20 protein-coding genes, 6 tRNA genes and 1 pseudogene are annotated in these 19,856 nt (G+C 44.6%); 3 read left to right on the plus strand and 24 right to left on the minus strand.

Annotated elements, in window-relative coordinates; translation table 11 throughout:
- Positions 1–65: 65 nt before the first annotated feature.
- Positions 66–734, minus strand: a pseudogene (locus tag ABEW32_RS06130) (potassium channel family protein); the annotation flags it as partial.
- Between the two features lie 157 nt (positions 735–891).
- Between ABEW32_RS06130 and ABEW32_RS06135 the strand changes: the two are divergent.
- Complete coding sequence (locus ABEW32_RS06135) at positions 892–1,125, plus strand: small acid-soluble spore protein SspI (protein ID WP_165083751.1); 234 nt, start codon at positions 892–894, stop codon at positions 1,123–1,125.
- 151 nt (positions 1,126–1,276) lie between these two features.
- On the opposite strand, the gene ABEW32_RS06140 is transcribed toward ABEW32_RS06135, so the two are convergent.
- From ABEW32_RS06140 to ABEW32_RS06150, 3 genes are all read right to left on the minus strand, one after another.
- Positions 1,277–2,857 (minus strand): peptide chain release factor 3, encoded by a 1,581-nt coding sequence (locus ABEW32_RS06140; RefSeq protein ID WP_430185692.1) that lies wholly within the window; start codon positions 2,855–2,857, stop codon positions 1,277–1,279.
- Positions 2,858–3,155: 298 nt separating this feature from the next.
- Complete coding sequence (gene zwf, locus ABEW32_RS06145; protein ID WP_430185695.1) at positions 3,156–4,712, minus strand: glucose-6-phosphate dehydrogenase; 1,557 nt, start codon at positions 4,710–4,712, stop codon at positions 3,156–3,158.
- Between the two features lie 187 nt (positions 4,713–4,899).
- Entirely contained in the window at positions 4,900–5,664 is a 765-nt protein-coding gene (locus ABEW32_RS06150; RefSeq protein WP_430185698.1) for a YwmB family TATA-box binding protein, read from the minus strand.
- A 248-nt stretch (positions 5,665–5,912) separates the two neighbouring features.
- On the opposite strand from ABEW32_RS06150, the gene ABEW32_RS06155 reads away from it, so the two are divergent.
- Entirely contained in the window at positions 5,913–6,368 is a 456-nt protein-coding gene (locus ABEW32_RS06155; RefSeq protein WP_430185700.1) for a hypothetical protein, read from the plus strand.
- Positions 6,369–6,443: 75 nt separating this feature from the next.
- Here the strand turns inward: ABEW32_RS06155 and ABEW32_RS06160 are convergent, their stop codons facing one another.
- The 14 genes from ABEW32_RS06160 to ABEW32_RS06225 form a co-directional block, all read right to left on the minus strand.
- Positions 6,444–7,094: a response regulator gene (locus ABEW32_RS06160; protein WP_013372995.1), complete on the minus strand. Its 651-nt coding sequence runs from the start codon at positions 7,092–7,094 to the stop codon at positions 6,444–6,446.
- Positions 7,072–8,151, minus strand: a complete 1,080-nt coding sequence (locus tag ABEW32_RS06165; protein WP_430185702.1) for a sensor histidine kinase — start codon at positions 8,149–8,151, stop codon at positions 7,072–7,074. Before ABEW32_RS06165 ends, ABEW32_RS06160 begins: the two co-directional genes overlap by 23 nt.
- A gap of 16 nt (positions 8,152–8,167) precedes the next feature.
- Positions 8,168–8,815, minus strand: coding sequence for a cell wall-active antibiotics response protein LiaF (liaF, locus tag ABEW32_RS06170; protein ID WP_290405072.1), 648 nt, complete (start codon positions 8,813–8,815; stop codon positions 8,168–8,170).
- Between the two features lie 150 nt (positions 8,816–8,965).
- On the minus strand, positions 8,966–9,670 hold the full coding sequence (locus ABEW32_RS06175; protein WP_430185704.1) for a PspA/IM30 family protein: 705 nt from the start codon (positions 9,668–9,670) through the stop codon (positions 8,966–8,968).
- Entirely contained in the window at positions 9,670–10,155 is a 486-nt protein-coding gene (locus tag ABEW32_RS06180) for a PspC domain-containing protein (protein WP_430185706.1), read from the minus strand. The genes ABEW32_RS06175 and ABEW32_RS06180 overlap by 1 nt, the downstream gene beginning before the upstream one ends.
- Positions 10,156–10,162: 7 nt before the next feature.
- Positions 10,163–10,831, minus strand: coding sequence for a PspA/IM30 family protein (locus ABEW32_RS06185; protein ID WP_430185708.1), 669 nt, complete (start codon positions 10,829–10,831; stop codon positions 10,163–10,165).
- 88 nt (positions 10,832–10,919) lie between these two features.
- Entirely contained in the window at positions 10,920–11,231 is a 312-nt protein-coding gene (locus ABEW32_RS06190; protein WP_017428655.1) for a LiaF transmembrane domain-containing protein, read from the minus strand.
- Positions 11,232–11,358: 127 nt separating this feature from the next.
- Positions 11,359–12,585, minus strand: coding sequence for an MFS transporter (locus ABEW32_RS06195; protein WP_430185711.1), 1,227 nt, complete (start codon positions 12,583–12,585; stop codon positions 11,359–11,361).
- A 143-nt stretch (positions 12,586–12,728) separates the two neighbouring features.
- Positions 12,729–13,286, minus strand: a complete 558-nt coding sequence (locus tag ABEW32_RS06200; protein WP_430185713.1) for a TetR/AcrR family transcriptional regulator — start codon at positions 13,284–13,286, stop codon at positions 12,729–12,731.
- A 440-nt stretch (positions 13,287–13,726) separates the two neighbouring features.
- Positions 13,727–13,966 (minus strand): NifU family protein, encoded by a 240-nt coding sequence (locus ABEW32_RS06205; RefSeq protein ID WP_013373004.1) that lies wholly within the window; start codon positions 13,964–13,966, stop codon positions 13,727–13,729.
- Positions 13,967–14,279: 313 nt separating this feature from the next.
- Positions 14,280–15,677 carry a Fe-S cluster assembly protein SufB gene (gene sufB, locus ABEW32_RS06210; RefSeq protein ID WP_430185715.1) on the minus strand — a complete coding sequence of 466 codons (1,398 nt, stop codon included), beginning with the start codon at positions 15,675–15,677 and terminating at the stop codon, positions 14,280–14,282.
- A 43-nt stretch (positions 15,678–15,720) separates the two neighbouring features.
- Positions 15,721–17,028, minus strand: a complete 1,308-nt coding sequence (gene sufD / locus ABEW32_RS06215) for a Fe-S cluster assembly protein SufD (protein WP_430185717.1) — start codon at positions 17,026–17,028, stop codon at positions 15,721–15,723.
- A 23-nt stretch (positions 17,029–17,051) separates the two neighbouring features.
- Positions 17,052–17,828: a Fe-S cluster assembly ATPase SufC gene (gene sufC / locus ABEW32_RS06220; protein ID WP_430185719.1), complete on the minus strand. Its 777-nt coding sequence runs from the start codon at positions 17,826–17,828 to the stop codon at positions 17,052–17,054.
- Positions 17,809–18,330 (minus strand): MarR family transcriptional regulator, encoded by a 522-nt coding sequence (locus ABEW32_RS06225; protein ID WP_430185721.1) that lies wholly within the window; start codon positions 18,328–18,330, stop codon positions 17,809–17,811. Before ABEW32_RS06225 ends, sufC begins: the two co-directional genes overlap by 20 nt.
- A gap of 292 nt (positions 18,331–18,622) precedes the next feature.
- Here ABEW32_RS06225 and ABEW32_RS06230 point away from each other — a divergent pair, with 292 nt between their 5' ends.
- Positions 18,623–18,745, plus strand: a complete 123-nt coding sequence (locus ABEW32_RS06230) for a hypothetical protein (protein ID WP_430185723.1) — start codon at positions 18,623–18,625, stop codon at positions 18,743–18,745.
- 588 nt (positions 18,746–19,333) lie between these two features.
- Here the strand turns inward: ABEW32_RS06230 and ABEW32_RS06235 are convergent.
- The 6 genes from ABEW32_RS06235 to ABEW32_RS06260 form a co-directional block, all read right to left on the minus strand.
- Positions 19,334–19,412, minus strand: a tRNA-Leu gene (locus ABEW32_RS06235).
- A gap of 11 nt (positions 19,413–19,423) precedes the next feature.
- Positions 19,424–19,498 (minus strand) — tRNA-Cys (locus ABEW32_RS06240).
- Between the two features lie 12 nt (positions 19,499–19,510).
- Positions 19,511–19,582, minus strand: a tRNA-Gly gene (locus ABEW32_RS06245).
- Positions 19,583–19,588: 6 nt separating this feature from the next.
- Positions 19,589–19,663 (minus strand) — tRNA-Gln (locus ABEW32_RS06250).
- 9 nt (positions 19,664–19,672) lie between these two features.
- Positions 19,673–19,745: transfer RNA gene (locus ABEW32_RS06255), tRNA-His, on the minus strand.
- Between the two features lie 17 nt (positions 19,746–19,762).
- Positions 19,763–19,836 (minus strand) — tRNA-Trp (locus ABEW32_RS06260).
- Between the last annotated feature and the right edge of the window lie 20 nt (positions 19,837–19,856).

A 19,856-nucleotide genomic window follows, 5' to 3' on the forward strand; every position in this document is an offset into this window, starting at 1 on the left:
GTTTCTATGGTCCGTTTCTTTAAAAATAAATGATGCATCACTTGTACTTGAACATCAAGCCTCAACTATGCTGCAAAAGCCAGCTCCAGCTTGGTCAGATCATCCTTGTGCCCCACAATGACCAGCACATCCCCCGCTTCCAGACGATCCTCGGCGTAAGGTGAAATGTTCATTTCCTGATTTCTGCGAATCGCCATCACGTTGCAGCCGAAGCGTGCACGTATGTCCAGTTCCTTCAGATTTTTGCCGATCATGGAATCGGCAGCTCTCATCTCCAAAATACTGTAGTCCTTGGATAGCTCGATATAATCCAAAATATTGGGAGATGTTAAATGGTGGGCTACTCGCAGCCCCATATCCCGTTCAGGATAAACCACTTTATCCGCACCTATTTTTTGCAGCACCTTCCCGTGCAGTTCATTTTGTGCTTTGACCACAAGAGCGGGCACACCCATGTCCTTGAGAATCAATGTTGTTAGAATGCTGGCTTGTATATCTTCACCAATCGCGACTACAATTACGTCAAAATTGCGGATACCCAGTGCTCGCAGTGCTTCCTCATCCGTCGAATCGGCAGACACCGCATGCGTCACAATATTCGACATTTCCTGTGTACGCTGCTCGTCCGAGTCAATCGCCAGCACATCAAAACCCATCTCACTCAGCGCGCTGGCAACACTGGAACCAAAGCGTCCCATGCCAATGACCGCATACTGTTTTTTTGCCATTCCTTCTTTACCTCCCGCTCACCATACTGTCCGTCATAGTATAGCATATCATGCTACAAACATAAATTTTGACATCTTTATTCCAAATGCTTCTCCATGTATACTGAGCCACAGCCCAAGCCATAATACATTCGACCACTATTACAACATACGGGAGGTACACATGCCCATTACAATGGATTTACGACAAGCGATTGTTCACAAAGTTCACGGTAAATCAGAGGCTGATCTTACAGATATGATCATTGGGTCAGTGGACGGACCCGAGGCCGCTTTGCCAGGATTGGGTGTTATTCTTGAAATCGTATGGAAGCATATGAGTCCAAACCAGCAGCAGGATTTTGTCCATTTGGCACATGAACAAATTGACAAAATCAAACCTGTGCCCTTAACCTAGCCCTAGCTATTTAACTTCTTGTTATGCTTTAATTGTGCTCATTATTTTTACCCGTATTCAAAAATAAGAATAGTCCACTCGTATTCCTATCGAGTGGACTATTCTTGGTAGTTATTAAATGTCTGAGATGAGACTGTTCTGCATATTAATTCTATGGAGCCATCTCCAAAAACTTAGCGGTCGGATTTTTTTCCATAGCCGTACGCATCGCATACTCATTTTCGAATAAGGCGACATAATTGCCTTTCTTATCCTTCACCAGCGTAGAGTTGATACGGAACTTGCTCGGATCAATCTGCTCATCCACAATCCAGCGTGCAAATTGGAACGGCATACGTTGAAGCTGTACATCTACCCCATATTCACCCTTCATGCGGTATTCAAATACTTCAAATTGCAGTTGGCCGACAACACCCAGCAGCGTATCATCGAAGCTTACTGTACGGAACACCTGAATCATACCTTCTTCGGTCAACTGGTCAATACCTTTCAGATACTGCTTGTGCTTCAAAGCATTTTTCACAGTAACCTTGGCAAAAATCTCAGGCGAGAAGGTCGGCAGTTCATCAAATACAACCTCGCCACCTTGACTGAGTGAATCGCCAATGCGGAAAATACCTGGGTCAAACAAGCCTATAATATCGCCTGGGAATGCCTCTTCGACAATATCACGGTCCTGTGCCAAAAACTGCTGTGGTTGGGACAGCTTAATTTCCTTGCCCATTCGAACATGCTTAACACTCATTCCGCGTTGGAACTTACCGGACACGATACGCAAAAATGCAATACGGTCACGGTGAGCCGGGTTCATATTGGCTTGAATTTTAAATACATAGCCGGTAAACTTCTCGTTCGTTGGCTGAATTTCCCCCACTGTACTGCGGCGCGGTTCCGGCTTAGGAGCAAGCTGAAGGAAGTTTTCCAAAAATGTTTGCACACCAAAATTATTAATCGCACTGCCAAAGAAAATAGGCGTTAATTCTCCACGCTGTACCTTTTCCATATCAAAAGAGTCACCTGCGACATCAAGCAGCTCTAAATCCTGGCACAATTGATCGTGTAAGTATTCGCCCGCCATCTCGCGAATAATCGGATCATTGTAACCTTCCACTTTTTGTACTTTGATCGTGGAATGGTCATCTCCCTGAAACAACTCGACCTGATTTTTGACACGGTCATAAACACCACACAGATCACGCCCTGTACCAATCGGCCAGTTCATCGGCACCGAACGGATACCAAGCACCTGTTCCAGCTCCTCCATCAGATCAAAGGGACTGCGTCCTTCACGGTCCAGCTTATTAATGAAGGTGAATATCGGTATTCCGCGCTTCGCACAAACCTGAAACAGCTTGATCGTTTGCGCTTCCACACCTTTCGCTACGTCAATCAGCATGACCGCACTATCTGCGGCTGTCAATGTGCGGTACGTGTCTTCACTGAAATCCTGGTGACCCGGGGTATCCAGAATATTAATGCGATGCCCATTATAATCAAATTGCATTACTGAGGATGTTACCGAAATCCCCCGCTGTTTTTCAATCTCCATCCAGTCACTCGTCGCATGCTTGCTAGCTTTACGAGCTTTGACTGTACCTGCAAGACGAATAGCGCCCCCGAACAATAACAACTTTTCCGTCAGTGTCGTTTTACCCGCATCCGGGTGAGAAATAATCGCAAACGTACGCCGTTTGTCGACTTCCTGTTGAAGTATATCTGTTGTTTTACTCATTTCACATATCCCTTCATGATCAAATCCATTGCAATTCTGCTCAAGCTATTCATAAAAAGGCCATGATGCACGCCTATTTTCATAAGTTCATCGGCTCATTGCCGTTAGCTCCAGTATTCGGCATACTCCGTTACCATATTCATGATAAATACGATCTATTTACATGTTTTAGCCTGCCTTTAACGTATAATCAGTTGCAAACTGAAAACCTGAGACTAAGCTATTATAGCATACTCCGAACGCAAAGCATCCCCTTACATCCTGAACAGGACATAGGGGGATGCTGGACAAATCGGGATTACTGAGTACCGCCTACTCGCCAGATGACATTATCTTCATCCTGACCGCTAACCGGCCACCACTTGAAGCCATCCTGCTCCAATAGCTTATGAGCACCATCAGGTCCCCATGAGCCTGCAGCATAGGTTTCGAGCGTATTCGGAGTCTGTTGCCATGCTTTGGCGATTCGGTCAACGAATCCCCACGCTGTAGCCACCTCATCCCAACGTGTGAAGTACGTCGAATCACCCTCAATCGCATCCATTAGCAACCGTTCATAAGCTTCCGGTGAGTTGATCCCCACCATACAGCTTTGGCAAAAATCCATCGCCAGCGGCTCAATATCTGACTCCGAACCTGGCTTCTTGGCATTGATTTTAATGTAAATGCCCTCCATTGGATTAACCCGAATGACGAGCAAGTTGGGTTCGAGCTTATGCTTTTGACCGAGATATACATTGGTCGGCATGCTCTTAAATTCCACAACGATCTCCGTCGTTTTTACAGGGAGACGTTTGCCCGTACGAATGTAGAACGGTACGCCAGCCCAACGGAAATTATCTACAAACACGCGTGAAGCAAAATAAGTTTCTGTATTCGATTGCGGATCAACCTTGTCTTCTTGGCGATACCCTGGCAACTGCTGGCCGCGATAACTACCCTCAATATATTGACCACGTACCACGTGGGTCTTTACATCCTCAGACGATTCAAAAGGTCGTAGTGAACGTAACACCTTCACCTTTTCATCCCGAATATCCTCCGGCAACAAACGACTAGGTGGTTCCATCGCGATCATCGTGAGCATTTGCAGCATATGGTTCTGCCCCATATCGCGCAAGGCACCGGAATGATCATAATAGCCTCCGCGTTCCTCCACCCCTACCGTTTCACTAAGCGTAATTTGCACATTGGCAATATGCTTGTTATTCCAGAGTGGTTCAAAAAAGGCGTTAGCGAAGCGAATCACCTCAATATTTTGCACCATTTCTTTACCAAGATAGTGATCAATCCGATAGATTTCTTCTTCAGCAAATACTTCGCGTATTTCAATGTTCAGCTCTTGTGCAGACTCCAGATTGTAACCAAAAGGCTTCTCTATAACCAGACGATTCCAGCCCTTACCGTCCAACATGCCGCCCTCTTTCAGGCTCTTCGACACACTTCCGAACAATTCAGGAGCCAAAGCCAAATAAAACAACCGATTTCCCGGTATGTTGAACTTACCTTCTATAGACTCCGTCTGCTGTTTCAGTTCATGAAACCCAGCGACATTGTTGATATCCAATGATTTATATTCAAAATGCTCGGCAAATGCCTGCCATTCTTGATCATTCTCTGCTTTGTAGCGACTAAACTCCTGTATGGAAGCATACAGGTCATTACGGAATTCTTCTTCTGTGCGAGGACGTCTTGCTACACCAATAACAGCAAAATCTTCGGCAAGCTTGCCTTCGCGGTATAAGCTGTAAATAGCAGGAAATAGCTTGCGACGAGCCAAATCACCCGTAGCGCCAAAAATAAACAGAACTGCACCTTGCGTCACAAGAGATTCTTTAACAGGTATGTCAGCCATGAAGTACCTCATTCTTCCCATGTCAAGATTCCGCAATCCACAATCCCCGAAATCCGCATGTAGTATTGTGTATATTTATACAAGATCATACTTGATTTTCGAAAAACATGGAACTAAAGATTTGATGACATTTTATCATATTCCACATGGATAAGCTATCCGATGAATCATAAATTTACCTTATAAGTCAGTATTCAATCGTAATAAGCGGAAAACCGAGCGTTATTCGTTTATTGTGCTGCTCTCTATTTTCATGTACAGCCATCTGCATCTGGACTTGATGTTGACCACTTTGAACCCTTAATGGCAGTTCTGGAGCTTCATAAGATACAGCTACTGTAGTCGCATCTGTGTATCTTTCTTTAGCCTGCATGGAGATGTTCCCTGCTAAGCTCGCTTCTGTCTGTTTCATCAGTTGATCCACGCTTTCCTTTGCTTGCAGCGAACGCTGAACAGCGATGTTCCACTGCGCTTGAACTCCTATAGAATGTAATTGCTCGGCGCAAAGCTTATGAAGCTGAATCAACTGCTCACGTCCTGTGTCGCTGCTTTCCAGTTGAACGACTACATACCATTGTCCAGCTTGACGTTCCATTATATTTAAGCGAATTTTTAAATCCTCGCTATCACGAACAGAACGATAAAGTGCGTGTCCATTTTCCACGAGTTTGCTTGCTGCGGGTAGATTCAGTTGATCAGCTATCTGTGCCGCCATATCTGCCGGATCTGCACTATTAGGAATCCAATCTCCTTGCCATTTTACAACTAGTTTGTCCAATGTACCCGGGGTTTGATCCGAGATGGTTAGCAACGAACGTAAAGTCGTTTCTGCCTCGCGGGAACCAGTTCCGTTTGTCTGAAGAGCTCCATAACGCCATCCAGCCAGTACCAACACCGTCCCTAATACCAAAATCGCAATGACTCCCTTTTTAACCAACTCTGCTTTTAGCATGGCCGTTCCTCCCTCTCCATAACCACATGGTCCCCACACACATGCTTGAAATGCTTTCTTTTATCAGCTCGATGCAAATCTATGAATCTATCAATAGCATGCCCGTTGCCAGAGGTTTTATACGTAGAGGTAGTTAGCCACAATCTTCAAAAATATTCGTCTGCCTACTGGGTGTTCGACCATACACCATTGGTACTATAAGAATAGACTATTATCACAACGCATCTTACACCAAAAGAGGTGAAATCATGTTTCCCATTTATCCAGTAAATGAAGCCAGTGTAGCACCTCATGGCGGACGGATGGTCTGTGCCATTATGCGTGATGGTACACGACACATCGGCATCTTAAGCGGGTGTAGCAAAGGCAAGCTGATGTTGAACGGATATCCATCCTCCTTTCCTGGTAGTCTCTATGCCGGAAGCTACAGTAACAAAAGAAAACAAAAAGCTAAAAAAATCTCCTCTAAAAAGAAAAAAAGAAATTCCAACAACAAAGCTCGCCCTTCTGCCAAGCTAAATGCCTTTAATAGACCACCTGACGAACTTCTAAATCCATACTTTCCTTATAACGTAGGCGAATTTGGCTCAAACGGAAATGGAAATTATGCAAACGGCAGAGCAGGCTATCGCGGCGGATATGGATACGGAGCAGGGCTTGCATTAGATCTGGCTTTAATCGCCTTTTTATTCCTCCTTATCTGAACACTGTTACGGAATACAAAAAAAACCGGAGGACTATACATCGTCTCCGGTTCTTTGTTTTTGTTGTTCTACAGTCTACTCTGCTAAGCCGTTTTTATAGGCATAGATTGCCGCCTGTGTGCGATCTTCCACTCCTAATTTGGCGAGAAGGTTCGTGACATGAAATTTTACAGTCTTAATCCCGATAATCAGCTCATCAGCGATATCCTGGTTAGACTTCCCTTGTGCCAGCAAGCGAAGAACCTCCATCTCACGATCTGTTAGCTCCGTATGTGCGGGCGCTTCAGCCTGCGGCTGGCGGAATCGATTCATCATCTTAGAGGCCACCTGCGACTCTAAGACGGATTGTCCTCGTGCAGCTGCACGGATCGCATCCGCGATCTCGGAAGCACGAGACGTTTTAAGTAAATAGCTGAATGCTCCTGCTTCAATGACCGGATACATTTTCTCATCATCCAAATAACTGGTCAGTACAATCACCTTCGTTTCTGGAAGCAGGCGTGTCACTTGGCGTGTCGTCTCGATGCCATCCATGCCATCCATGACCAAATCCATTAAAATCACGTTTGGCTTGTATTCTGAAGCTAACCGTATGCCTTCTTCTCCGCTTCCGGCCTCGCCGACCACTTCAATCCCTTCTTCCGTCCCCAGCACCGCCGCAAGTCCAATCCGTACCATTTCATGGTCGTCTACCAGCAGCACGCTAATCGGTAATTCCGTTTCCATGATCATCGTTCCTTCCGCTTTCATCATAAATAACTGGCACAGACACCTCAATCCGTGTCCCTTTTCCCGGAGCCGTTATATACTGAATAGCTCCCCCAATTTCACTCACACGCTCCTGCATTGTGGATAACCCATAGGATGTCTGCTTTTTCTCATCCATTTCAAAACCAACACCATTATCCCGAATCGTCAGCCTGATGGAATCCGGGCGTTGCACGATTCGAATCTCCATACGAGTTGCTTTGGCATGGCGCAATGTATTAGACATCGCTTCCTGAACAATACGAAACAAGTGATTCTCAATACCTTTAACCAACTGTACTCCGCTTTCCATCTCAAAATCAATCTCCATCGGTACCTTTGCCTGTAATTCCTGTACCAAATCGCGCAAACCTTGCTCAAGCCGTTTCCCTTCCAGATAGACAGGCCGTAGATGGAGTAGTAGCGCCCGCATTTCGGATTGTGCCACGGAAGACATTTCTTCAATTAATGCAACTTGACGTTGTGCTTTATCAAAATCCTTGTCCAGCGTTCTGCCCACAGCCGTTGCCGTCATTGAAATAGCAAATAATTGCTGTGATACTGCGTCATGCAACTCTCTGGCCAGCCGCTGCCGTTCCTCCACAATTGCAGTCATCCGCGCCTGTTCTGCCAGCTGAGCATTATCCGTAGATAAGCGTTGCAAAGACGTAACTTGCTCCTGCCATTTACGCCCGATCCGCTCCAACTGCTCTCCTAGCCTGCCAAGCTCGTCATGCCCCAGGGGCGGCAATTCGCGGGCAGGAGTTCCCTTTTCCCACATCAGCAACGTCTCTCTCAGCATTTCCAGTCTGCTTTTAAAGCGATAGCTTTCATAAAATCCGTACATTGCCCCTGTCCCTATCAACACCAGGATAACGGCTCCTATTACTTTCAGCATCATTCCCCAGGTTGGGAACGAATTCACATATCCATATGTATACAGCATATAAAAGACCACTACGCCTACAACAACACACAGGAGGATACCTTCACCCATACTGCGGGTTACCATGTTGGACGTTTTTTTATGATTCATCCCGGTTCCTCCTGATTCAATAAAATCGAACGCGGACATCGCCCGCTAAGTACGAAACGACAAACTTCACTTTATATTCACTCTGCTCAAAATGAGGAGACTTCCACACCAGTCGATTGATCATCCCCGCCTCATGATCCCGGTCAAACTGAATCTGCCCGAATAATACGAACATCTCCACCTCTACCCCGTAATTATCTGGCAACGTGATGTCAATGTCACCGAAGATTCCTTGTAAAAATATGACGGACTCACGTTCCTCAGGCAGAGCCAGCGTCAGGTCGGCATCCACATCACCAACCACATGCCATATACTTGTGCTGCGCAAGCTCCACGGCACTTCATCCCATTTGTGATTGGATATGAAGTTGTGTTTGAATATGGAGCTTTGGCCTTTATGCAGCTTCCTGGAACGTGAATAGAACACAGCCAGCGAAGCCAACGTGATCACCACAAACAAGAACAAATGATCCAGCACCAGCAGACCGGCGCCGATGGCAAGCATCGTATAGCCCTTTTTGATTTTGGAATTGCGTATCTTATATATTCCAGCCAACATTAGGATCAGTGCAAACACGGAGAGGAACCCAATCCACTGACCGAATAAAACGATAATCCCGATGCCAATCCCTGCCAGTGCCAAGGCTGTTTTTCTTCTCTCCATGCTGCACCCCCTTTTTTTTGTTTATACAGGAAGGAAAAGCCATAGTGGCGCAATATACCGCCATATGGCTTCCCGAACCATACAGATTGAGCACTATTGTTGATCAGTGTCCATCTATACAGCATATCATAATGTTTGGATTCCGAGTAGTTAGTCCTTCTTCATATCTACAGGTTTAGCACCTGCTTGAATTTTGGACTTCAATTGTTGAAGCTGCTCATCCACTTTAAATTCCTTTTCAGCCTCTGCGGGATTAACATAAGCCTCTCCCGGTGCTTGACGGTAAGGAGCACGCAGTACGTCAGCTTCTGCCTCCATTTGCATGATTTTTTCCTCCATGCGGTGGAATCCCAGCGAAGCAGACCCGCTTTCAATCGTGTGCAAGCTATTGATTTGCGACATTTGCTTTTTAGCTTTTGCCATTTGGGCACGGGATACCAGCTCATTACGCTTGTTGCGCATTTTGTAGAATTCATCCTTCATTCCGTGAAGCTGCTGTACCAGTTCTTTCGCTTGGAGCTCGGCTTGAGTGTGCAAGTCACGGTATTCATCCTGCTTTTGTCCAAAATAAATTTTCTCGCCCAGCAGCTTGCGTGCCACTTCTTCTTGGCCATTCCGCAATGCAGATTCGGCTTGCTTTTCACGCTCATTGGATACACGCACAGCCTCTTCCAAACGCTGCTTCATACGGCGCTCATTTGCCATTTGCTTGGCGACCGTTACCTCAGCCTCGTGAATTTCTGCCTCCATATCGCGCAAGTACTGATTTAACATAATAATCGGATCTTCCACTTTATCCAACACTTCATTCACCGATGCTCTTGTCATATCCTTCATTCTTTTAAAGATTCCCATTATTTACGTTCTCCCTTCTCGAATTGCTCTACTTTTTTACGTAACTCTTCCAGTTCCTTTTTCATTGCTTTTTTCTCGATATCTTCCATCATGGAATCCAGATCACTGTTGTTCCCTGTATTAAATTTGGATGAATAGCGGGCATCCTGTCCAAACGGATTCGAGTTGCCGTATGCTCCGCCTTGATTGTAACCATTTCCTTGTCCATATTGCGTTCTAGTACTACTACCGCCATAATAGCGTGGATCTTGCTGGGAATAAGGACCGCTATCTGGACCAAATCCTCCATCGTAAGGAGATCTTGGTTCCTTGGAAATAACCAACGCTGCAATCACATAAATCATAAATGTGGTACCTGCTGTAATAAAGAAACTGATCACAACCAGAATACGTATCCAGGTTGAGTCCATCCCTGTTGCGTCAGAAAGACCGCCACATACTCCAGTTAATACTCTATCCCGGCTTGATCGGTAAATTCGGGTCATAATTTACTTACTCCTTCCCGCTGTTGTTCAGCTTGCTTTTCAGTCTCGCCCACTCTTGTTCGAGCAGCGATCCACCGCTGTGATCATCCCTTGTATACTCCTCACCCCGGCGCAATTCACGCAGACTCATTGTTTCTGCTTCCATATCGGCTACCCGGTCTTCCAAGCGGTTGAACATTCGGGGAACATTTCGTCCACCGTATGTACCTGCCCGTTCGTTCATTTGCTGCTGGAGTCTCAACGTCTGCACACGTGCGGCGTAATATTGACGCTTGCTGTGTACTGTCTGGTATTCTGTCTTTAATGTATCCAGTTGTTGCTCCAATTCGCGTAAGGATTCACGGCTCTGCTCCCACAGTTCTCTATACTGCTCTTCTTTTTCTGCATACAGCATTTTTTCCTGAAGGGCTAACTTTGCAACATGTTCTTCATCTGCTTTCAAGGCCAGCAGCGCCTGTTCCTCCCGTTTGGCCTGCATGGACACCGCATGATCCAACTGCTGCTTCATTTGTCTTGTGTGCACTGTATACTGCTGATGAAGCTTTTCCGCTTCTGCGATTTCCTGACGGGTATTATATAGAAACTGGTCAATGAGTTGAACCGGATCTTGGCTTTGTTCCAAATGCTCATTGAAGGTTGCTACCGTGATATCACGCATTCTTCGAAAAACACTCATTGGCGTCTACTCCTTTCACAACTTCGAATTTTCCTCATTTCATACTCTTTGCTCTCGTACATTTTTCTTCTTCCTTATACTGTCTCCATCAGTAGCGTCTTCTACGGTCACTCAGCATGGATACACCGAATATGATTAATCCAATTGCCAGCAGTGGTCCAATAAGCCAGGACAGCTTGCCCAGTAAAATCAGTACCCCGAGCACAAGCACGATCCAACCGAAGAGCGCATTTCCTCTTTTCACACCGTAGTACCCCAGCATAATCATGGCTATCGGAATTAAGTAACCAATCAGATGTCCTACAAAGTGACCGAAAAACGGAGTAAACTTACCGAGCAGCATAATCGAACCCAACACGATCAGTACAATGGCTAATCCATTCCCTTTGTTAACTCTCATTATCTCTCACCGCCTTTCACTGTGTCTTGCTTATGTTCTTATTGTACGCTGACCCAGCGTTTGACAAAACGGACTCCAGACGGTTTTTGAACCTAGACCTAAGTCGGGGATGAATATAGACCTGCGGCTAACCACTTCTATGCTGCTCTGATGCAAGAGATGTGGAGTGCCGCTTTCCTGCATGCTTAGAGCGTAATGAAAGGACGAGACAAGCAAATAAGGCTACCGCTGCAACCATATAAGGCAAATTAATATGAACATCAAACAGCAGTCCTGCAACTAACGGTCCAATGACGTTCCCTAAGCTGGTATAGGACGAGTTCATACCCGCTACAAACCCTTGCTCATCCCCAGCCTGCCGCGATAGAGAAGTGCTTACTGCCGGGCGAAGGATATCCATAGCCAGAAAAATGATAAAGGTCGTCAGCATAATCATCACGTACTGCTCGGCAAATAAAGTTAGGAAAATAAACAGTCCTCCGATAGCCAAGCAAAGGTGAATCACTTTTTTCTCACCAAAACGGTTAATAATCCAGCCAAATATAGTTGCTTGCACAACAGCTCCCAAAATAGAGCCTGTCGTTATAATGATGGCAATATCCATCGGTGTAAAACCATATTTATGGTCAACAAACAGTCCAAATACCGTTTCAAAATTCGCCAACCCAAAAGCAACGACAAATACAATGAGCAAGCCCATAAAGTACGGAGATTGATAGGACTTGGCAAATTGCTGTAAAAGGTTTTCTTTTTGACGTGGAAGCTCTCTATTGTACTGTTGTTTTTCCTTGCTTAAAGACTCAGGCAGCACAAGCAGAGACAAAATAGCTGCTATTCCTGCAGCTCCTGCAGCTGCAAAGAAGGGAATACGTATGCCATAGGCGGCAAGCAAACCACCAATCCCTGGCCCGATAATGAAGCCTGTATTAATTGCTGCATTGATCATGCCCATTCCCTTGCCTCTTTCCTCAAATGAGGTCACATCAGCGACGTAGGCCATTATAGAGGGAGTAAGCAACGCTGCCCCTACCCCGCCCATGATTCGTGCAACAAACAAGGTAGGAACGGAACCCGCCAACCCAAAAACAAGCTCTGACAGCATAAAAATAAACATCCCAGAAACAATCAACTTTTTACGTCCATAACGGTCAGACAATTTTCCTGACCAAGGTGATAATAAAAGCTGTGTCAGCGCAAAAGCTGCAACCATCAGTCCCATTGAAGAACCATTCATCCCTAGCTCGCTTATAAATTTCGGTAACACGGGAACAACTAATCCAATCCCCATAAATGCTAAAAAAATGTTAAGCATCAATAACAGCATTGCTCCCCGATTTCTTGTCAGTATAGACATATTTCCACCCTTTCTTTTCAGAACCCCTTTTATTTATCATTAGATAATTTCAGTATCCCAACTTCAAAAAACAAAAAAACTTTAATTGTTTTATTAGTTTTATTATGAAAAAAAGCCTCCTTTAATAGGCATATATTATTAGGCTATTTTTGTTGTTCGACTAACCCAAATAACAATATATCTACAATGGAATAAGTAGCTTCCTCTACCGTCACACTGTTATCCAGAAAGAAACGCTGATCAAGCGTTAAATTGACTGAATCAATAATCAGCTTCATAATCAGAGCCTCATTTTTGTTCACAATAATTCCTTCTCGAATCCCTTCCTGAATTAATGTTCTAATCGGAGACCAATCATTTAAATCAGCATGTACTCTTTTCCATTGCTCAGGATAATACTTTTTCATCTGGTCCAGTATTCTTAAATCATAAAACTTATAATACAACGGCATAACTCTAATCGATTGCTTAATCTTTTCTAACAAAGATAATTCATTGTTTTGGATAATTTGTTCCGTCTTTTGAATCATATCATCATTTGTACGCTCAATAAGGGTCTCTAAAATAAGCGTCTTAGACGAAAAATTTTCATACAACGTACGCTTACTGATAGCGAGTCTTTTCGCAAGATCATCCATAGTAAATTTCAAGCCATTTTCATGAACTTCCTCTACAAAAGCTTCCAAAATTCTTTCTTGCATATGCATTCCTCATTTCTTTTACACTTAATAAACTATAAATGTTTTTCTAGTACCACCATCCTACAACAACATCAAAGTCCCAGTCAAATATACTATTTAGAAAAGAAACTATGCGAAGTTCTTATCTTCCATTCATCTGACACCTGATCAATTATGTAGCCGAAATTGAGAATGAAATTAATAAAAAGGATGATAAAATGCTTTAAAGCATTTTATCATCCTTTTGTATATACCAGCGAGAGAAACCGAACCTCCACAGTTTCCCACTCGATACCGAATGAAATCTTGATAATACCTTGTTTGATGAATGGTAAAGGCACTGCTCGTCGATTTCGACCCACAAGGTATTCTGTCGATGTACTTTGGTATTGAGCAGCGGGATCAACTTCCGTAGCTATGGTCTGCGACAGGACTAACTCAGTTGCTCAGTATCAAGGAATTTAGAATACTTGTACAACTTCTTTAATATCATCAATTTCCTCAAGAATTGCGCGCTCAATAGCAACCTTTAACGTAATCGTAGCACTTGGGCAACCATTGCAAGCTCCCAAAAATCTTAATTTTGCTATACCGTTCTCAACTTCGACCAGTTCAGCATCTCCACCGTCACGCAGTAAGAAAGGACGTAGTTTGAGAAGAACTTCCGATACTTCATCGAATAAAACTCCGTTTTCATCCATTATGTCAATTCCCCCCATTGTTTTACCAACCGTCATTCAGACCTTTTTTCATCCTAGATCGTCTGGGTGATCCTTTGCTTTTTGCCTTAGAGTGACCTCTTGATCCGAAAGTTCCCTTATAAGCGTATGAATAGAGTCTAAAGGTATCATCACACCACAACTTGCGCTCAGTCCTGACAGCATATGGAGGCAGAACTGAAGTTTTCGTATCTCTCGAGTAATTTGAGCTAGTTCCGAATCGTCCGAATTATTTTTCTTCATTACTAGCACCTCATTAAAGAATGATAAAGGTTTGATCTATTAAATTAATGAATCAACCGATGCTTCCTTCCATCTCAAATTGAATCAACCGATTCATTTCAACGGCATATTCCATTGGCAATTCTTTGGTAAACGGTTCAATAAAGCCCATTACAATCATTTGTGTAGCATCTTGTTCTGTAAGTCCGCGGCTCATTAAGTAAAACAATTGTTCCTCGGACACTTTGGATACTGTTGCCTCGTGCTCCAAAGTAATCTGATCGTTTTTAATTTCATTGTACGGAATCGTATCTGATGTTGACATGTTATCCAATATCAACGTATCGCACTTAATATTGGACTTGGACCCCGCGGAATCGCGGCTGAAGCTGGACAACCCTCGGTAGTTTACTTTTCCGCCCTGCTTGCTGATGGATTTGGATATAATCGTAGATGTTGTCTCGGGAGCAAGGTGAATTACCTTCGCGCCAGCATCTTGATGCTGATCTTTACCGGCTACGGCAATAGACAGGATGGACCCCTTGGCTCCCCGTCCTTTCAATAATACTGCCGGATACTTCATTGTTACCTTTGAGCCGATATTGCCGTCCACCCATTCCATTGTGGCATTTTCTTCTGCCACAGCCCTTTGGGTTACCAAGTTGTAGATATTAGGAGCCCAATTCTGAATGGTCGTGTAACGGACACGGGAATCTTTCCGGCAAATAATTTCAATAACTCCACTATGCAGAGAACTGGTACTATAAATAGGTGCTGTACATCCTTCAACATAATGGACAAAGCTGCCCTCTTCGGCAATAATTAATGTCCGCTCGAATTGACCCATATTTTCAGAATTAATACGGAAATAACCTTGTATAGGAACCTCGCAATGAACACCCTTCGGAATGTATACAAAGCTACCGCCTGACCAAACCGCACTATTAAGCGCCGCAAATTTATTGTCTGCGGGAGGGATGATCGTCCCAAAATGTTGCTTAAACACTTCGGGGTATTGCTTTAATGCAGTATCCGTATCAAGGAAAATAACGCCCTGATCCTCCAGTTCTTTCCGCATGCTGTGATAAACTACTTCCGACTCATATTGAGCGGATACGCCCGCCAGGAACTTTTGCTCCGCTTCAGGGATTCCCAGCTTGTCAAAGGTTGCTTTAATCTCGGAAGGAACCTCCTCCCAGGTCTTTCCCTGTTTTTCAGAAGGGCGAACGTAATACTGGATGTCATCAAGATTTAGCCCGGTCAAATCCGCTCCCCATTTAGGCATCGGCATTTTGTAGAATTGATTCAAAGCTTTCAACCGAAAATTGAGCATCCACTCCGGCTCTTCCTTGATCCGGGAAATTTCCCGGACAATCTCTTCCGTCAGACCTTTTCCAGATTGAAAAATAGACTGGTGCTTGTCGCGAAACCCATATTTATATTCGCCCATATCTGGTGCTTTTTTAGCCATTAGTATCACTCCTTTTTAACCTTTCAAGATTCATTTTGATTTTCTATGATCTGCCGAGCTTGCTTTCCACTAAATCTTTTAGGCGATTGCGAACACCTTCCAGCGGGATCTCCGAAATGACAGGAGCGAGAAATCCAAAAATAACAAGATGTTCGGCTTCACTCCGTGATATCCCGCGCGACATCAGATAATAGATTTGCTCTGCATTTACTTGCCCCACGGATGCAGCATGACCCGCGGTTACATCATCCTCATCTATCAGCAGGATCGGATTGGCATCGCCGCGAGCTTTAGGACTTAGCATAAGCACGCGTTCTGTTTGCTGACCATCACAATGGGTTGCACCTTTTTCAATCTTTGTAATGCCGTTGATAATGGCCGTAGCTTCTTCAAGCATGACTGCACGCGTAATCATCTGGCTTACCGAGCTTCTGCCAAAATGCTGAGCTTGAGTTGTATAGCTCGATTTTTGATTGCCCGTGCCAATAGCAATCACCTTATTGTCGGAGACCGCCCCGTTGCCTTGTAGCAAAGTCTTGGTATCGCTGGCGGTATAACCATTGTTCATCTCACCGATAATCCATTCCACATCCCCATCAACAAGAACGACCGCCCGTCGCTGGGTGAAATCCGTTGTAGTTGCAGCAAGCTGATGAACCGAAGCTACTTGCACCTTTGAGCCCGCCCCCGCGAAGACCTCCGTCACACCGTTATGCAATACCTTGACATCATCACGACTCGATACACAATTATCCACATAAGTAATCTTGCTGTTGCTCCCTGCCACAATTAAGACGTGAGGAGCAAAACACATACCGCTTGTATCGTTAAGAAAGATCGCTTGAATAGGTGCTTCAACCTCTACACCGTCTGGGACATATAGAAAAACGCCACCACTCCATAAGGCACTGTGTGCAGCAGATAAACGATGCTCTTCTGGCTTTACTGCCTCAAAGAGATAACGTTGAACCAGCTCCTCATGCTCTTTTGCCGCAGTATGCAGATCCGTTAAAATGACTCCCTGGGCGGCTAAGCTCTCGGACAATTTCGTATACACTACATCCGAGTTGAACTGAACGATTAGTCCGCCTTTCACTGGAGAAGCAGCCAAACCTCGAACAACCTCCGGCGCTTCCTCCAAACTAGACCACGCAGTCTCAGCTTTGTAATCTCCACTTTCGTAGATATCCCATTTTTCAAGATTGATTTTCTCCACTTTAGGCAACTCCAGCGTCCCTGCCAGTTCGAGTGCGTGAACGCGGCGTTCAATCAGCCAACGAGGTTCATCCTTAGCGCTTGACCATGCGCGTAAATCGTCCACATTCATTGAAACTCTAGCTTGTATATCCACGTGCTGTTCCTCCTCTCCGGCTTTTAAGCTTCACTTACCGTCTCATCCGTAATTCCAAGTTCCTCCTTCACCCAATCGTACCCTTCAGCCTCCAAACGGTGGGCAAGCTCCGGACCGCCAGATTTAACTATCCGGCCTTGCATCATGACATGCACAAAATCCGGGGTAATATAATTCAACAGTCGTTGATAATGGGTGATGATTAAAAAGCCTCTATCCGGGCTGCGCATCTCATTTACGCCATTGGCCACAATACGCAGTGCATCAATATCAAGCCCTGAGTCCACTTCATCCAGGATCACAAACTTGGGTTCAAGCAGCATCATTTGTAAAATCTCATTTCGCTTTTTTTCACCGCCAGAGAATCCCTCATTCAAATAACGATGCATAAATTCCGGGTTCATCTCCAGCCCCTTCATTTTGCTCTCCATTTCACGGATAAAACGGATTAAGGATATCTCATCGCCTTCTTCACGCCGTGCATTGATGGCACTTCTAAGAAAATCCGAGTTGGTCACGCCAGCAATTTCACTTGGGTATTGCATAGCGAGGAACAAGCCTGCCTGGGCACGCTCATCCACCTCCATCTCAAGAAGGTCTTCATTGTCCAATGTCACCTTACCGCCAGTAACCTCATATTTGGGATGGCCCATTAAAGCTGAAGCCAATGTACTTTTTCCCGTCCCATTAGGCCCCATAATCGCATGAATCTCTCCGCCATGAATCTCCAGTGTGAGCCCTTTTAAAATTTCTTTCCCTTCAATCTTGGATCTTAATTCCTCAATCTTTAATGTCGTCATTTATCGTAAACTTCCCTTCGGAGTATTCTTCGGCACGCGCCACCAAATCACTCATAAATTTTCCAATAGTCTGCAGCTCAACCTCTGAATAGGATTCAATGAATTGGTAAAACCTTTCTTCTTTTTCTTTGTGCAGTTTTTTATGCAAATGATAAACGTGTCTTCCCTTATCCGTTAAACTAAAGTAAATCTCCTTACGATTGCTGTTCAGTTGACTTTTCATAATGAAGCCCATTTCCAGCAGCTTTGCACTAATTTTAGTAATACTAGCTTTGGACAACCCCATCTTCTCCACAATCCCGGTATGATTTATCGGTTCATAATCACCAATGCAATCAATAACGTGTACACTAGTAATATTGTTGGAGAGCATGTCAATCTGGTACTTTCTGGCCTGTTGCCGAAACGAGTTAATTTCTTGTTCAGTATACAGCTCATTCAGATGTAGCATTTTAATATATTGCTCGTAAAGATGACCTTTAAAATGATTTTGAAACTCCAATTTCCCGATCTCCCCTCTCTTGTAGTAGTTGCAGACCAAGCTCAGTGTCACCATTAGATTATTTTTTGTTCACTAGTAAACAAAACCATATTAACACAATTGATATTGATAATCAATATCAATTGTGTTAAATGTGGTGCAATTTTGGAGGCGCTTTTCATGGATTTGTTGTCATTGTCATCGGCCTCATGCTGTGTTTTGACTAGGGCACGTCCCAGAAATGGTTTTGATTACCTCTGATCAATCCTGCTTTGCGAGGGTTGAACAATGGAACCCATTCGGTAGCACCCGGATGGATCTGATAACCGAACCTAAGTCCAATACCGTTGCCTATGAACGTCATGGTACACCTGCCACAGACCGGGGTCGCTATCGTAAAAGAGGACAAAGGTGGTGCTTGGCCGAGCTGTTTTAAAGCCGTATCGCCGCGTTTAAGTACGCTATCCTGAGCTTCTACAATGCCGAGGAGCTGAATCAACTCCTCGCAGTAATCCGAGGATAAAGAATTTAGCTTTTCGTTATCCTGGCTGCCTTTTATGGGCTAAGCCGAAGCGAGACCGTAGAATAAAATGGTCGGCTATTGATTTATTGAATTGGACTATTAATATTAAACATACCGCCACATCGGGCAATTTGAATGGTATATATACTGAAATTGAAAAGGAACGAACCAAGAATTAAGCCATTCGCCATATACTGCCACTGGTGGACACTTCTATGAGCTTCTGATTCGTATGAGGGAATAACAAGAATCCTATCGCTTATCTTCTGACAATTCTTATTGTCTTGAATACCTGGAGTATATTTATGTAGATGTACTAGGGGTAAGCATGAAAGAAGTTTAGGAATGGTTAGGCCACAGCGATTATGCAACAACGGCAAATATTTATTCGCATTTGGAATACAACTCAAAGGTGTCTTCAGCTCAAGCAATGAGTGGGGTACTAAAGCTCAAATAAAAAAAGCTCATTGGAGAATGTCTCTAATGAACTCTTTTGGTTAATACCGGCGAGAGGACTCGAACCTCCACGGTTTCCCACTCGATTTTGAGTCGAGCGCGTCTGCCATTCCGCCACGCCGGCATATTTAATTATGGAGGCGCCACCCAGATTTGAACTGGGGAATAAAGCTTTTGCAGAGCTTTGCCTTACCACTTGGCTATGGCGCCAGATTATAACAAAGCGGACGACGGGAATCGAACCCGCGACCCTCGCCTTGGCAAGGCGATGCTCTACCGCTGAGCCACGTCCGCATAAGATGGCTGGGGATATAGGATTTGAACCTATGCATGACGGAGTCAAAGTCCGTTGCCTTACCGCTTGGCTAATCCCCAATAAGAAAGGGCGGCCGATGGGGCTTGAACCCACGAATGCCGGAGTCACAGTCCGGTGCGTTAACCACTTCGCCACGACCGCCGCAAGTAATGAATGATTGGCAGGGGCAGCAGGAATTGAACCCACACCAACGGTTTTGGAGACCGTTGTTCTACCTTTAAACTATGCCCCTATAAAACTGGTGGAGGATGA

Origin of the sequence: Paenibacillus jamilae (assembly GCF_050482105.1) — a bacterium.
Lineage (GTDB): Bacteria > Bacillota > Bacilli > Paenibacillales > Paenibacillaceae > Paenibacillus > Paenibacillus jamilae_B.

Bases quoted from the DNA above. Each gene is read 5' to 3' on its own strand.
- ABEW32_RS06135 (WP_165083751.1), top strand. From the start codon at position 892: ATGCCCATTACAATGGATTTACGACAAGCGATTGTTCACAAAGTTCAC.
- ABEW32_RS06200 (WP_430185713.1), bottom strand. From the start codon at position 13,286: ATGCAAGAAAGAATTTTGGAAGCTTTTGTAGAGGAAGTTCATGAAAAT.
- ABEW32_RS06190 (WP_017428655.1), bottom strand. From the start codon at position 11,231: ATGAGAGTTAACAAAGGGAATGGATTAGCCATTGTACTGATCGTGTTG.
- ABEW32_RS06230 (WP_430185723.1), top strand. From the start codon at position 18,623: ATGGATCTGATAACCGAACCTAAGTCCAATACCGTTGCCTATGAACGT.
- ABEW32_RS06140 (WP_430185692.1), bottom strand. From the start codon at position 2,857: ATGAGTAAAACAACAGATATACTTCAACAGGAAGTCGACAAACGGCGT.
- ABEW32_RS06195 (WP_430185711.1), bottom strand. From the start codon at position 12,585: ATGTCTATACTGACAAGAAATCGGGGAGCAATGCTGTTATTGATGCTT.
- ABEW32_RS06180 (WP_430185706.1), bottom strand. From the start codon at position 10,155: ATGACCCGAATTTACCGATCAAGCCGGGATAGAGTATTAACTGGAGTA.
- liaF (WP_290405072.1), bottom strand. From the start codon at position 8,815: ATGGAGAGAAGAAAAACAGCCTTGGCACTGGCAGGGATTGGCATCGGG.
- ABEW32_RS06160 (WP_013372995.1), bottom strand. From the start codon at position 7,094: ATGGAAACGGAATTACCGATTAGCGTGCTGCTGGTAGACGACCATGAA.
- sufC (WP_430185719.1), bottom strand. From the start codon at position 17,828: ATGACGACATTAAAGATTGAGGAATTAAGATCCAAGATTGAAGGGAAA.
- ABEW32_RS06150 (WP_430185698.1), bottom strand. From the start codon at position 5,664: ATGCTAAAAGCAGAGTTGGTTAAAAAGGGAGTCATTGCGATTTTGGTA.
- ABEW32_RS06175 (WP_430185704.1), bottom strand. From the start codon at position 9,670: ATGGGAATCTTTAAAAGAATGAAGGATATGACAAGAGCATCGGTGAAT.
- ABEW32_RS06165 (WP_430185702.1), bottom strand. From the start codon at position 8,151: ATGAATCATAAAAAAACGTCCAACATGGTAACCCGCAGTATGGGTGAA.
- sufB (WP_430185715.1), bottom strand. From the start codon at position 15,677: ATGGCTAAAAAAGCACCAGATATGGGCGAATATAAATATGGGTTTCGC.
- zwf (WP_430185695.1), bottom strand. From the start codon at position 4,712: ATGGCTGACATACCTGTTAAAGAATCTCTTGTGACGCAAGGTGCAGTT.
- ABEW32_RS06205 (WP_013373004.1), bottom strand. From the start codon at position 13,966: ATGGATGAAAACGGAGTTTTATTCGATGAAGTATCGGAAGTTCTTCTC.
- ABEW32_RS06185 (WP_430185708.1), bottom strand. From the start codon at position 10,831: ATGAGTGTTTTTCGAAGAATGCGTGATATCACGGTAGCAACCTTCAAT.
- ABEW32_RS06155 (WP_430185700.1), top strand. From the start codon at position 5,913: ATGTTTCCCATTTATCCAGTAAATGAAGCCAGTGTAGCACCTCATGGC.